The organism is Flavobacterium sp. LHD-85 (genome assembly GCF_030929595.1).
In the GTDB taxonomy this organism is placed as follows: domain Bacteria; phylum Bacteroidota; class Bacteroidia; order Flavobacteriales; family Flavobacteriaceae; genus Flavobacterium.
In genome coordinates, this window is the sequence record NZ_JAVFVR010000004.1 from 60352 (window position 1) to 73682 (window position 13331).

The following is a 13331-nucleotide window of genomic DNA, read 5'->3' on the forward strand; positions in this document are numbered from 1 at the left end:
TGTTTACTTATTTTTTCGATGACAAATATAAAGTATTTCTTTAGTTCAACAAGGCTTTCGCATGATTTAAAGCTGAATCAGAAACGACTGCACCAGATAGCATTTGAGCAATTTCTATAACTCTTTCATCCTGAGACAAAAGCTTTAACTCAGACTGCGTATCGTCTCCAACTGTAGATTTAGAAACTTTAAAATGAGAATCTCCTTTTGCAGCAATTTGAGGCAAATGCGTAATGGCAAATATTTGCATTGTCGCACTCATTTCTTTCATGATTTCTCCCATTCTGATTGCAATTTCTCCAGAAACTCCTGTATCAATCTCATCAAAAATTAAAGTTGGCAATTTAGAATATTTAGCCAAGATTGCTTTTACAGCCAACATGATACGAGACATCTCCCCTCCTGAAGCTACTTTTTTAAGCAATCCAAAATCAGTTCCTTTATTTGCAGAGAACAAAAATTGCAGTTCGTCTTTTCCGTTTAGGAAATACGTTTCCGAAGGCAACAATTCCATATTAAAGCGAGCATTTGGCATTCCTAAAGTTTCTAAAATAAAAACAAGCTGTTCTGATAATCTCGGAATTGCATTTACTCTGTTTTCATGTATTTTCGATGCGTAATTATCCAATTCAACCGCCTTTTCTTCAATAATTTTAGACAAAGAAGCAATTTCTTCATCCATATTATCCAATTCCAATAAAGAATTTCCTAAATCTGATTGAATCTGAAGAAGATCATCTACAGAACTTACCTGATGCTTTTTCTGCAAATTATAAATTAATTGCAATTTCTGATTTATCAATTCTAGTTGCGCCGGATCATTTAACAACTTCTCTGAACAGCTTTCTAATTCTTTAGAAATATCATCAAACTCAATCGTTAAACTTGTAATTCTTTCAAATAGATTTTGATATTCGGGTGAAAAAGGAGCTACTTTTTGCAATGCATTTTTGATTTCATTCAAATTATGAAAAACGCCAAATTGTTCTTCATTTGCAATCGCTAAAGATTTATCTAGAGATTCTTTAATGATCTCAACATTATTCAGCTTTTCGTAATCAGCTTCTAATTCTGCCTGCTCTCCAGACTTTAACTGTGCAGCAACCAATTCATTTAATAAAAATATGTGGTATTCCTGCTCTTTTCCTGCATCACTTTGCTTTTTCAGTAATGCATTTAATTTTGATTTATCAGCTTTATAAGATTTAAGCAGTTTTTGATATTCAGCAATTACATCTGAATTATTAGCAATAGCATCAATAATTTTAAACTGTACGCTTTCATCTGACAACTCTTGAGTTTGCTGCTGTGAATGAATATCAATTAAATACAAACTTAAATCCTGCAATTCCTGAAGATTTACTGGACTATCATTTATAAAAGCACGAGATTTACCAGACGGAAGAATTTCTCTTCTTATTATGGTTTCATCTTCATAATCTAAATCATTGGCTTCAAAAAATTCTTTTAAATTATATTTTCCGATTTCAAACTGTGCTTCAATGACACATTTTTCTTCTTTATTTTTTAACGAAGTAAGATCTGCTCTTTTGCCCAAAACAAGGCCAATAGCTCCCAAAATAATCGATTTTCCTGCACCTGTCTCACCTGTAATTATAGAAAAACCTTTAGAAAAATCTATGGCTAGCTTTTCGATAAGAGCATAATTTTTAATTGACAGTGACGTAATCATAGGGCAGTTTTGTAAAAATAAAAGTTATAATGATAATAAAGATGGTAAAACGGAAAAGCGAGATTAGAATTTAATCTGTGACCATTTTGTAGAGTTTAACGGCGAAACTTTATTCAAAACATCCGTTAAATCGGTAATTGGAATGCTTGGCCCGCCAGAAAAAATAGAAACAATTTCATCTGATTTTGCATCAAAGAAAACTCGGGTTATAAAAGCATTTGGTTTTACTGAATTTAATTTTCCAATTAATAGCAAAGCATTTTTAATTTTTTCTTTTGCTGCTTTTTGATCCAAAGTCATTGCATCTAATCCAGTATGATAAGCATAAGTTGTTTGACGTAAATCGCTATAAGTTGGCGCAATCATATCATTAATTAAATAGTAACGGTTTTGAAGTCCGTCAGATTGGTTCCATCCTTTAAACCCGCCTTGCTGTGCAACATTAGCAATATTTTGTGCAGTTTGAAGATACGGATTTCCTGCCCCCATTTGAAAGGTATCAGCATCCATTCCCAAAATCACATAACAGTAGAAAGATATAACCGAAACCAGATTTGAATCGTAAGTGTTTGGATTAAACAGCAATGGTTCATACTCTGTGTATCTAAAATTAAAATCCTTATCGTTGTAATTTAAAACAGGAGAAGAATAAGTAGAATTAAAAATCAACCTAGAAGACTGCACCTGAATGGTTCCTGTAAACTGATCTGAACTGTTAGAAGACAGAGTAATGTACATTGAACAGTTTATTCTCTCATTTTGTTTTAAAATAGAACCTGTCCAATCTGTTTTGTTTACAAACTCAGCCAAAGAAGTCTGGAGCGTTTTAAAAACCTGATTATTAGGATTTGTTAGACGTTCTGTATTAATAGTAACTGTACAATTTAGCTGTTGCGCTTGCACAAAACCAAAGCTTAAAAACACGAATAGCGTAACTATCTTATTCATAATCGTCTAGATGTTAAATTTTATAAACATAAGTCGTTTCCAATTTATGTTTTCGGCGTATATTCTAAATTTATGATTTTGAAAAATGCAGAATAACTTTATTCAAAATATCAGCCGCTACAGATTCTTTTGATTTCAATTCCATTGGCTCAATTTCAAAATTTTTATCAATAAACGTTACTTTATTGGTTTCTTTTTTAAAACCGGCACCTTTATCTTGTAAGGAATTTAAAACAATCAAATCTAAGTTTTTTTTCTGAATTTTCAACTTAGCATTTTCAATTTCATTTTCAGTCTCTAATGCAAAGCCAATCAAAAACTGATTTTTTTTGATAGCCCCCAAAGAAGACAGTATATCTTTTGTCTTTTCCAGCTCTATCGAAAATTCTTCTGTATTTTTCTTAATCTTTTGATCTGCAACAAATTTCGGTCTATAATCTGCAACAGCTGCAGCCGCGATTGCCACATCAACATCATTAAAATGCAAATGACAAGCATCGTACATTTCTTGAGCCGAAACAACATCAACCACTTTTATGAGACTGTTTTTCGCCTTCAAATGAGTTGGCCCTGCAATCAAAAACACTTCCGCCCCTAAGCTTGCCGCTTCATTAGCAATGTCAAACCCCATTTTTCCAGAAGAATGATTTCCAATAAAACGTACAGGGTCTATCGCTTCGTATGTCGGGCCAGCCGTAACTAATATTTTTTTTCCTTTTAATGGCAATTTACTTTCCAAATCAGCTTCTAAAAAAGCAACGATATTTTCAGGTTCAGCCATTCGGCCCTCACCTGACAAACCACTTGCCAATTCTCCGCTTTCAGCAGGAATCATAATGTTTCCGTACTGTTTTAACGCAGCAAAGCTAGATAAAGTTGAAGGATGTTTGTACATATCCAAGTCCATTGCTGGTGCAAAATAAACTGGACATTTTGCCGATAAATATGTGGCAATTAAAAGATTATCGCAATTTCCTGTCGCCATTTTAGACAAAGTATTTGCAGTCGCAGGCGCAATCAGCATAAAATCTGCCCAAAGAGCCAATTCTACGTGATTGTTCCAAACCTCATCTTGATCGTCTTGATTAAAGAAACTTGAATGTACTGGATTTTTTGATAAAGTAGATAATGTAAGTGGGGTTACAAAATCCTTAGAAGCAGGTGTCATGATCACTTGGACATGTGCACCTGCTTTTATAAAAAGTCGTACTAAAGTGGCTGTTTTATAGGCTGCAATTCCACCGGAAACACCCAGCAAAATCTTTTTCCCGTTTAAAACTGACATTGTACTATTATTTGTTTGAACTTCTGTGGTAAGTTTTACCGTCTAACCATTCTTGAACAGCTAAAGCGTGTGGTTTTGGTAATTTTTCGTAAAATTTAGAAACTTCAATTTGCTCTTTATTTTCAAAAACTTCCTCTAGACTATCATTGTAAGTAGCAAACTCTTCTAATTTTTCAGTCAATTCTTTTTTAATCTCTGAATTAATTTGATTTGCTCTTTTAGCCATAATGGTAATTGCCTCATACACATTTCCTGTTGGCTCTTCAATAACTGTTTTATTGTAAGTTATTGTGTTTACAGGAGCATTCGTCTTTTTTAAATCCATGACTTTATTTTATTTAGTAAATTTTTGTAAATCTGTTTCAACTCTGGCATTCATTTCGTCTGCCTTTTCTTTATACTTTGTATCGCTTTTAAATTTCATCAAGTTAGCATAAGCCGTTTGCGCAACATGCAGACGTTCTTCCATTTTTGAAGGAACACTGTTAATAGCCAATTGATATGCTGAATCGTATTTATAAAACAATGCATCTTCTTTTAAAGGCGTTCCAGGAAAATCAGCGATAAAATTATCAAAAGCAATTAATGCCGATTTATAATCTGAAATTGTATTATATCCTTTAGCATTTTCGTATGCTTTTTTCTCCAATTTTCCATTTAGCTTCTGTACCGCCTCATTTGCTTGAGGAATATATTCAGAGTTTGGATAATTATCAATGAAAGTCTGCAATTTTTCTATTGCTTTTACAGTATCTGATTGATCTAAACTATAAACTGGTGACAATTTAGAATAACTGTAAGCTCCTAAAAAAGCTGCTTCTTGCACTTTTTCACTTCGTGGATAACCCGAAACAAATGCTTCAAACTGATAACCAGCTAGATAATATTGTTTTGTTTTATAATAGGACTGTGAAAACATGTAAAAAAGCTTTTCTGCCTGAGGTTTTCCTCGATATGAAGTTGCTAATTGCTCAAAAAGACGGATCGCTTTTGTGTATTTACCGGCATCATACATTTTTGTTGCCATTTCAAATTTTGCTGCAACATCTTCATTTTTCAACGCTTTTTGATATTCTCCACAAGAATAAAAAAGAGTTACAACAATTAAAAGCAATACTGTTTTTTTCATTTTCTTACTGTTATTACAATCTCAGACAATTAATTATGCCAAAGTGAAATCGCACCGAACTTTCGGTGGCAAATTTAGTTATTAATTTAGCTACTGCAAAATAATTTTTTAGTATCTTAAAATACTAACACTTTAACAATTATTTAATGCTGTTTTTTACAAAGTCATTTAGTCTCGCCGCTAGAGATTCATCGACAGAAACTAATGGTAGACGAACCGTATTCTCAGCAATTCCAAGAGCTTGGAAGATTTGTTTGATTCCAGCTGGATTTCCCTGCTCAAAAATCATATCGATACTGTCTGATAAAAAGTAATGTGTTTTGTAAGCGTCTGCCGCTTTTTTATTCAATCCTAAACGTATCATTTCTGAAAATTCTTTAGGAAAACCTTGTCCAATTACAGAAATAACTCCTGCTCCACCCGCTAAAACGATTGGAAGCGCCAACATATCATCTCCAGAAATCACCAAGAAATCTTTTGGTGCATTTTTAATAATCTGCATAGCTTGAGCCATATCTCCAGCAGCTTCTTTAATTGCTACCACATTTTTAAAATCGTTAGCCAAACGCACCACTGTTGAAGGAAGCATATTGCTTGCCGTTCTTCCTGGAACGTTATATAGGATTACTGGAACTGGAGAAGCTTCAGCAATTGCTTTAAAGTGCTGATAAATTCCTTCCTGTGTTGGTTTATTATAATAAGGAGAAACAGACAATATCGCTTCAAAAGCAGAAAAATCTCTTGTTTTTAATTCTTCAACAATCTGCATAGTATTATTACCTCCAACTCCTAAAACTAGAGGCAATCTTCCTTTATTCACATCGATTACAGTCTTTATAACCAATTCTTTCTCTTCTGTTGTAAGGGTTGCATTTTCTGCCGTTGTTCCCATTACAACAAGATACTCCACTCCGCCATCTATAGAAAAGTTTACAACTCTCTGTAAAGCCTCAATGTCAACTGAAAAATCTTTTTTAAATGGCGTTACAAGCGCAACACCAGTTCCTATCAATGATTGCATATTAATTATTATAATTTATTTTATATTTTTTAAATACCTAAACAATTCTGAAACGAATAATTTATAGTTTCCTAATTCTGTATTAATCATCAAACGGCTTAAATTTTGATCTACAGCCGAAAATCCGATTTTAAATTTAGCTTTTGACTTGCTTGTAACCAACATTAAAAAAATATTTTCAACGTCATAATAACTGAGCAAAAGATCAAACTCTGCATTTATAAATTCTTTTAAGAAACCTTCTGTAATTTCGCCGTTCCAATTGATGTGTTTTTTACCAAAAGTTGGGCGCGGATAAGCTTCTTTTTCCTTAAATTTTTCTCTGTAGGCAAGAACTTTTATGTTTTCTAAAGCAATTCCTTGGAGTGTGATTTCCTTAATTAATGCTTCTGAAGATTCAAAAAAACTCTCATCTATCAATAAACCAATTGTTTGAATGTTTTTAGTAAATACTCCGCTTTTTTCATTATTTAAATTAACATTTAATGATTTTTTTACAAAAAATTCCTTTATATAATTCAAAAACATAGTACTTTTACTAGATTACAAAATTAATTATTTAAGTTGCATTTAAAATGGTAAAACTAAAAAAGTATAACGGATTTTTAAAACTTTTTGTTATATTCTTAACACTTTTTTCAATCTCTTCCTGTAGTACGAAAAACTACAATCTAACTAAAATTGAAGGAAAACAACTTCCTGTTACCGAAAAAACTGGGGAAACTCCTGAAATTGAAAACTTTATTAAACCTTATCGCGATCACATTAATAAGGATTTGGATAATGTATTGGCTTATTGCCCTGAAACTCTCGACAAAAGCACTGGAAAATGGCAAACTGGCATTGGAAGCTTGATGGCCGATGTTTGCGTACAAAGAGGAAACATTGTTTTTAACGCTCGCGAAAAGAAAAATATTGATTTGTGTCTTTTAAATCATGGTGGTATTCGTGCCATTCTTCCAAAGGGAAATGTTACAACAAGATCAGCTTTTGAAATTATGCCTTTTGAAAACAGTTTGGTTGTTATGGCTTTAAAAGGTGAGCAAATCGCAGAAATTGCGGCTTATATTATTAAGGAGAAAAAACCTCAGCCATTGTCTGGAATGACGTTTACCATTACAAAAGATAATAAAGCAAAAGATATCATGGTGCAAGGCAAACCGCTTGATCTAAGCAAAATATATTATGTTGCTACAAATGATTATTTAGCAAATGGTGGAGACAGTATGACTTTCTTTGCAAAAAGCACTCAAAAGTTTGATCTAAATTATAAACTTAGAGATGTGCTGATTGATTATTTTAAAGAAGTAGACACAGTAGTTGCTCCAAAAAATATCAGAATCACAGAAGAATAAAAGAGTTTGTCGCGAATTGCACCAATTTGCACAAATTTTTAAATGATTGAAAAACCAATTCGTGTTAATTCGTGAAATTGGTGGCTAAAAAAAATTAAAACGACATAGAGCCTCTGGCAAAAAAATATATAAAATGAAAAGAAGAGAGTTTATCGAAAAAACAGCAGCGAGTACTGCCCTATTAAGTTTAGGATTGTCTTTGAGCAGTTTTGAAAGTAACGATATTAAGCATCTAACAATTCTACATACTAATGATGTGCACAGCCACATTGATCCTTTTCCTGCTGATGATCCGCGTAATCCTAATAAAGGTGGTGTGTCGCGTCGCGCAACGTTGATTGAAACCATCCGTAAAGAAAACCCGAATGTTCTTTTATTGGATGCAGGTGATATTTTTCAAGGAACACCATATTTTAACTATTATGGAGGCGAATTGGAGTTTAAATTGATGAGCATGATGAAATATGATGCTTCTACAATTGGAAATCACGATTTTGACAATGGTCTAGACGGATTATATGCTCAACTTCCGCACGCAACTTTTGACTTTATCAACTCTAACTACGATTTTAAAAACACGGTTATGGACGGGCATGTGAAACCGTACAAAATCTTTAATAAAAACGGAATTAAGGTTGGTGTTTTTGGTGTTGGAATTGAACTTCAAGGTTTAGTAGATAAAAAATTATACCTGGAAACAGTTTACAACAATCCTGTTGAAGTTGCTCAGGATATGACAAAACTTTTAAAACAAGAACAAAAATGTGATTTGGTAATTTGCCTTTCGCATTTAGGTTACAAGTATAAAGATGATCCAACAAAAATTAGCGATTTGACATTTGCCACACAAACACAGGATATTGATCTGATTATTGGAGGACACACGCACACTTTCTTAGACAAACCTACTGTTGTAAAAAATAAGGCTGGAAAAGATGTGCTAGTAAATCAAGTGGGATGTTATGGAATCAATTTAGGTCGTATTGACTTTTATTTTGATAAAAACAAAGCACATACAAACCAAAGCACCACTATTGTGGTATAGTCTTTTTTTGAATTCTAGCTTTTTCTAAAAAGTATTCTACCATAAAGAAATAAGCTAGAATTTGAGTTGTATCTCGTATTAAAACTAAAACAATAGAATACGAGAAAAATTGATTAAAAATATAGAAAATATCAGAGAAGATGTAGCTTATGGCCATGAGCGACATGAGCAATGCTATATGTGTTCCTTTTGTGATGTAACTTACAAAACAGAAATAACTCAATACACTCAAAACTATTCCGTAAACGGTATAAATTAGAATAAATTTCCGCATACTGTCGAGCTGCAGACTCAAAACAGAGATTAATAAATAAACTATAAACACCACTACTATAGAAATAGGCAGGATATCCCGTTTGGTTAATCTAATTCTCTCGTGTTCCCTAATAAATATGGTAACAATTAAACTATAAACAACTAGAAAACTGATTACGCCTCCTAATTCAGAGCTTTCAACATCCATTAAATCATAAACTTGTCCTACAAAACAAAAAAAGAAAATCACTCCTTCTGTTTTTTTAATTTCGAACTCACTGCTAATTAAATAATAAATAAAAATAGCAGGGAGAACAATAGCTTTTGCATATGTGGCAAAAACGTCTTGTTCTGTCCAATCAAAAATGATTGTACAAAACAAGCCAATAAAGAACAAAATTAATGATGGTTTGTTAGGCTTCATTTAATTTGTTTATAAAATCTTCTTCTGACAATATAGTGATATTCAACTTTGTTGCTTTTTCCAGTTTTGCTGGTCCCATATTATCTCCTGCTACTACAAAATCTGTTTTTGCAGAAATTGAGCTTCCTACTTTTCCTCCGTTATCTTCAATGGCTTTCTTTAGGTCGTCTCTAGAAAATTGACTAAAGACTCCAGAAACCACAAAAGTTTTTCCAGCAAATTTATCGGTAGCATTTGGGTTTATTTTTTCTTCAATTTCAAATTGAACTCCATAACTCTTTAAGCGCTCAATAATTTTCTTGTTCTCTTCATTTTCGAAGAATTCAATCACACTTTTAGCAATTCTTTCTCCAATTTCATCAACCAAAACTAAATCCATTAAAGAAGCTTGAGCTAAAGCATCTATATTTTTATAATGTTTGGCTAGTTTTTTGGCAACTGTTTCTCCCACAAAACGAATTCCTAGCGCAAACAAAACGCTCTCAAACGGAATTTCTTTTGATTTCTGAACTCCATTTACCAAGTTTTCTGCTGATTTTTGAGCCATTCTTTCCAAATGCAGAATATCCTCCACTTTCAATTCGTACAAATCTGCATAATTATGCACTAGATTATTTTTGAAAAGTAAAGCAACCGTTTCTCCGCCAAGCCCTTCAATATCCATTGCTTTTCTTGAAATGTAATGCTGAATTCTCCCAATAATCTGCGGAGGACATCCGTAGAAATTTGGACAATAATGATTGGCTTCTCCTTCGTTTCTAACTAGTTCTGTCTCACATTCAGGACAGTGTGTTATATAATGCGTTTTTTGAGAATCTTCCGGGCGTTTATCTAAATCTACCGCAATGATTTTTGGAATGATTTCTCCCCCTTTTTCAACAAAAACGGTGTCATTTATTCTAATATCTAATTTTTCAATCTGGTCGGCATTATGAAGCGAAGCTCTCTTTACAATAGTTCCTGCAAGCTGTACAGGCTCCAAATTTGCCACTGGTGTTATAGCTCCAGTTCTACCAACTTGATACGAAATTGATTTTAATACAGTTGAAACTTGTTCCGCTTTAAATTTATAAGCAATTGCCCAACGTGGCGATTTGGCTGTATAACCTAATTCTTCCTGATACTGAATGCTATTTACTTTTACTACAACACCATCTGTTTCATAAGGTAAATTATGACGGTGTACATCCCAATAATCAATAAAGTCAAAAACTTCATCCATGCTATTGGCTAATTTTGCTTCTTTCGGAACTTTGAATCCCCAGCTTCTAGCCTGCTCTAATCCTTCATATTGAGTTTTAAAAGGCAGATTGTTTCCTGTTACAAAATAAAGCAAACACTCCAGCGGGCGTTTGGCAACCTCAGCGCTGTCTTGCAATTTTAAACTTCCCGAAGCTGTGTTTCTAGGATTTGAATATGGTGTTTCTCCAATTTCGATTAGCTCTTGGTTCATTTTCTCAAAACCAGCATGGGGAAGAATAATTTCACCACGAATATCAAATTTATCAGGATAATTTCCTTTTAAATGTAATGGAACTGATTTTATAGTTTTGATGTTATTTGTTACTTCATCTCCTTGAAAACCATCGCCACGCGTCAAAGCTTGAACTAGTTTTCCGTTTTCGTAAGTAATGCTTATTGAAGCTCCATCATATTTTAATTCGCAAGTATATTGCAAACTAACATTTCCTAAAACTTTCTGAATGCGGTTTTCCCAATCTAAAAGATCTTCTTTAGAATAAGAATTGTCTAAAGAATACATTCTGTACTGGTGCGCGATCGTTTTAAAGTTTTTGGTTACTGCTCCACCTACTCTTTGCGTTGGTGAGTTTTCATCAAAAAACTCTGGATGCTTATTTTCTAAATCCTGAAGTTCTTTCAGTTTAATATCAAAATCATAATCTGAAATAGTGGCATTGTCTAACACATAGTAATTATAGTTGTGCTGATTAAGTTCATTTCGTAATGTTTGAATGGTCTCTTGAATGCTCATAAATAGTAAAATATTGCAGATTATTGTAATGAAAAACTGAATATCAAAATTAGAATTTATTTTTGTTCAAATGCAGAAAAAATAAAAGTTTTAGAAAATCAAAAATCAGATTGCAAATTCATGCAATCTGATTTCCTCCTTGTCCATTATTCTTAAAAAAGAATTAAAAAAAACCAACTTCCAAATGGTTTCAACGTTTTATATTTTTAACTGAAAATCAATATCTTACAGCGAAAATATAAAATTATTTTTGAATAATGATAAAGTCTGAACGTCTATTTAAAAGATGCTCTTCTTCAGAACATTTTACACCATTTTTACATTTATTAATTAATCGAGTTTCTCCGTACCCAATGGCACTTTCTATTCGAGAAGCGTCTATGCCTTGCGAAAGGATATAATCTCTTGTTGATTTGGCTCTATTGTCTGAAAGTTTTAGGTTGTATGCATCTTTTCCGCGTGAATCGGTATGAGATTCAATTTTGATTCTGATGTTCGGAAATTTTTGCATAATGAAAACCACTTTAGACAATTCTTCTACAGCTTTTGGCGTAATATCGTACTTGTCGTAGTCAAAATAAATTGGGTTTACATCTACTTTTTCTACTCCTTGTTTTTTAACGACCAAATCATCGTAATTGCTTAATTCGAAATTCACATCTTTTATTTCGCCTCCATTTTGACCAGTGGTTTCTACAGTTTTATCGTCGCTGCTGTAATTTGGTTTTGCGGCAATCATTTTGATTACTTTGTTGCAAGGAACTTCAATTGCATACTTTCCGTCAAAATTTGTTTTGGTTTCTCCTAAAACTTCACTAAAAGAGTTATATGCCATTATGGTAACATCTGTTAAAGGCTTTTTCGTTTTACGGTCGATAGCCATCCCAGAAATGCTTTGGTTACAAACCGGTTTTCCTTTTGCAAAAGAATAGATATCATCATCACCTTTTCCTTCTGCTCTATTTGAAGAAAAATAGCCATAAGCATCTGTTTTATCAATTATAAAAGAAAAATCGTCTTTATTGCTATTAATTGGTGCTCCAAGGTTTTTGGGCACTGAAAAAGTTCCATTTGCCTGAAGCTTGCTTTCGTAAACATCCAAATCTCCCCAGCCATAATGTCCATCAGAAGAAAAATACAAAACTCCGTTTTGGAAGAATGGGAACACTTCGTTACCAATAGTATTAATATTTGGACCAAGATTTTGAGGAGAACTCATTGTACCGTCTTCCGCAATTTTTACCATATAAAGATCCGTTTCTCCTTGTCCTCCTGGCATGTCTGAAGCGAAGAATAACAATTTTCCGTCTTCACTCAGTGCTGGATGTCCAACAGAATACTCATCGCTGTCAAAAAATACTTTCTCTGGATTTTCTAATTTATTATTAACGATCGATCCTTTGACAATCTGGAAATTATTTACTCTAGCCTCATCAACAACCAATTTGTTTTTCTTTACAATATTGGTCGAATAATAGATTGTTTTCCCCTGGCTATCAAAACTTGCCGTTGCTTCATGATATTTAGTCATTACATTGGGAAGGAAAACTGTTTCGTTGAATAAACTTCCGTCTGCTGGATTTCTTTCTGCGATGTAAAGATTAAGAAAAGGCTGATTGTTCCAAGTATACAATTTCTCACTGAATTTTGTGGTATCACGAGCTGATGTAAATACTATATTGTCTTTAAAAAATGTTGCTCCAAAATCTGATTTACTTGTATTTATATCTAAATTTTTAATAGTATAGAGAGGTTTGGCCTTTGCTACGCTGTCCATGTATTTCTTTTGCGCAACATATCGGTTAATCTCTGCTTTATCACCCTTTTTATCTAAATATTCTTTTGTGATTTTATCTGCTTCATCGTAATCCATAACTGCTTTCATGGATTGGATATAACGCAAATAGTAAATATCAGTCAAATTATTTCCTTGCACTTCATATAGTTTTCTGTACCATTTAAGTGCATTTCTAGAATCAGAAATAAAGTAATAGGAATCTGCCGCATTCTTCAAAGTCTGCGCTGATGGATCTTTTATGTTTTGCAAACATTCTTCGTAAGCTTTAGAAGCATCCAAATAAGAAAAGCTTCTAAACAAAGCATCAGCTTTCTTTAAGTTAGTTTTTTGAGCGAAACTAAACGTAACGCTCAAAATTAAACATAGGATATATAGTTTTCTCATA

At 33.0% G+C, this 13331-nt stretch carries 12 protein-coding genes; 2 read left to right on the top strand and 10 right to left on the bottom strand.

Translation table 11 applies throughout. From position 1 onward, the window contains the following. Positions 1 to 40: 40 nt before the first annotated feature. From recN to RB618_RS08055, 7 genes are all read right to left on the bottom strand, one after another. On the bottom strand, positions 41 to 1693 hold the full coding sequence (gene recN, locus RB618_RS08025; protein WP_308068279.1) for a DNA repair protein RecN: 1653 nt from the start codon (positions 1691 to 1693) through the stop codon (positions 41 to 43). 63 nt (positions 1694 to 1756) lie between these two features. After that, a complete protein-coding gene (locus RB618_RS08030) occupies positions 1757 to 2641 on the bottom strand; it encodes a DUF4835 family protein (RefSeq protein ID WP_308068280.1) in 885 nt (294 codons plus the stop codon). A 70-nt stretch (positions 2642 to 2711) separates the two neighbouring features. Further along, positions 2712 to 3926: a bifunctional phosphopantothenoylcysteine decarboxylase/phosphopantothenate--cysteine ligase CoaBC gene (gene coaBC / locus RB618_RS08035; protein WP_308068281.1), complete on the bottom strand. Its 1215-nt coding sequence runs from the start codon at positions 3924 to 3926 to the stop codon at positions 2712 to 2714. A gap of 7 nt (positions 3927 to 3933) precedes the next feature. Then, the gene (locus tag RB618_RS08040) at positions 3934 to 4251 is read right to left on the bottom strand and encodes a DNA-directed RNA polymerase subunit omega (RefSeq protein ID WP_008463064.1); all 318 of its coding nucleotides are present in this window, start codon (positions 4249 to 4251) and stop codon (positions 3934 to 3936) included. A gap of 9 nt (positions 4252 to 4260) precedes the next feature. Next, positions 4261 to 5055 (bottom strand): outer membrane protein assembly factor BamD, encoded by a 795-nt coding sequence (locus tag RB618_RS08045; protein ID WP_308068282.1) that lies wholly within the window; start codon positions 5053 to 5055, stop codon positions 4261 to 4263. 139 nt (positions 5056 to 5194) lie between these two features. Beyond that, entirely contained in the window at positions 5195 to 6076 is an 882-nt protein-coding gene (gene dapA / locus RB618_RS08050; protein ID WP_308068283.1) for a 4-hydroxy-tetrahydrodipicolinate synthase, read from the bottom strand. A gap of 15 nt (positions 6077 to 6091) precedes the next feature. Further along, positions 6092 to 6604 carry a hypothetical protein gene (locus RB618_RS08055; RefSeq protein WP_308068284.1) on the bottom strand — a complete coding sequence of 171 codons (513 nt, stop codon included), beginning with the start codon at positions 6602 to 6604 and terminating at the stop codon, positions 6092 to 6094. 47 nt (positions 6605 to 6651) lie between these two features. Here RB618_RS08055 and RB618_RS08060 point away from each other — a divergent pair, with 47 nt between their 5' ends. Together RB618_RS08060 and RB618_RS08065 are read left to right on the top strand one after the other, a co-directional pair. Continuing rightward, on the top strand, positions 6652 to 7431 hold the full coding sequence (locus tag RB618_RS08060) for a 5'-nucleotidase C-terminal domain-containing protein (protein WP_308068285.1): 780 nt from the start codon (positions 6652 to 6654) through the stop codon (positions 7429 to 7431). 133 nt (positions 7432 to 7564) lie between these two features. After that, complete coding sequence (locus RB618_RS08065; protein ID WP_308068286.1) at positions 7565 to 8476, top strand: metallophosphatase; 912 nt, start codon at positions 7565 to 7567, stop codon at positions 8474 to 8476. Here RB618_RS08065 and RB618_RS08070 read toward each other — a convergent pair. The 3 genes from RB618_RS08070 to RB618_RS08080 form a co-directional block, all read right to left on the bottom strand. Beyond that, positions 8463 to 9155 carry a hypothetical protein gene (locus RB618_RS08070; RefSeq protein ID WP_308068287.1) on the bottom strand — a complete coding sequence of 231 codons (693 nt, stop codon included), beginning with the start codon at positions 9153 to 9155 and terminating at the stop codon, positions 8463 to 8465. The two genes, RB618_RS08065 and RB618_RS08070, sit on opposite strands and share 14 nt — an antisense overlap. After that, a complete protein-coding gene (ligA, locus tag RB618_RS08075; RefSeq protein WP_308068288.1) occupies positions 9145 to 11148 on the bottom strand; it encodes an NAD-dependent DNA ligase LigA in 2004 nt (667 codons plus the stop codon). Before ligA ends, RB618_RS08070 begins: the two co-directional genes overlap by 11 nt. Positions 11149 to 11392: 244 nt before the next feature. Then, positions 11393 to 13330: an OmpA family protein gene (locus RB618_RS08080; protein ID WP_308068289.1), complete on the bottom strand. Its 1938-nt coding sequence runs from the start codon at positions 13328 to 13330 to the stop codon at positions 11393 to 11395. Between the last annotated feature and the right edge of the window lies 1 nt (position 13331).

Excerpts from the sequence above, each read along its gene's own strand:
- RB618_RS08065 (WP_308068286.1), top strand. The coding sequence starts at position 7,565 with ATGAAAAGAAGAGAGTTTATCGAAAAAACAGCAGCGAGTACTGCCCTA.
- RB618_RS08040 (WP_008463064.1), bottom strand. The coding sequence starts at position 4,251 with ATGGATTTAAAAAAGACGAATGCTCCTGTAAACACAATAACTTACAAT.
- dapA (WP_308068283.1), bottom strand. The coding sequence starts at position 6,076 with ATGCAATCATTGATAGGAACTGGTGTTGCGCTTGTAACGCCATTTAAA.
- coaBC (WP_308068281.1), bottom strand. The coding sequence starts at position 3,926 with ATGTCAGTTTTAAACGGGAAAAAGATTTTGCTGGGTGTTTCCGGTGGA.
- RB618_RS08045 (WP_308068282.1), bottom strand. The coding sequence starts at position 5,055 with ATGAAAAAAACAGTATTGCTTTTAATTGTTGTAACTCTTTTTTATTCT.
- RB618_RS08060 (WP_308068285.1), top strand. The coding sequence starts at position 6,652 with ATGGTAAAACTAAAAAAGTATAACGGATTTTTAAAACTTTTTGTTATA.
- RB618_RS08030 (WP_308068280.1), bottom strand. The coding sequence starts at position 2,641 with ATGAATAAGATAGTTACGCTATTCGTGTTTTTAAGCTTTGGTTTTGTG.
- RB618_RS08070 (WP_308068287.1), bottom strand. The coding sequence starts at position 9,155 with ATGAAGCCTAACAAACCATCATTAATTTTGTTCTTTATTGGCTTGTTT.
- recN (WP_308068279.1), bottom strand. The coding sequence starts at position 1,693 with ATGATTACGTCACTGTCAATTAAAAATTATGCTCTTATCGAAAAGCTA.
- RB618_RS08055 (WP_308068284.1), bottom strand. The coding sequence starts at position 6,604 with ATGTTTTTGAATTATATAAAGGAATTTTTTGTAAAAAAATCATTAAAT.
- RB618_RS08080 (WP_308068289.1), bottom strand. The coding sequence starts at position 13,330 with ATGAGAAAACTATATATCCTATGTTTAATTTTGAGCGTTACGTTTAGT.
- ligA (WP_308068288.1), bottom strand. The coding sequence starts at position 11,148 with ATGAGCATTCAAGAGACCATTCAAACATTACGAAATGAACTTAATCAG.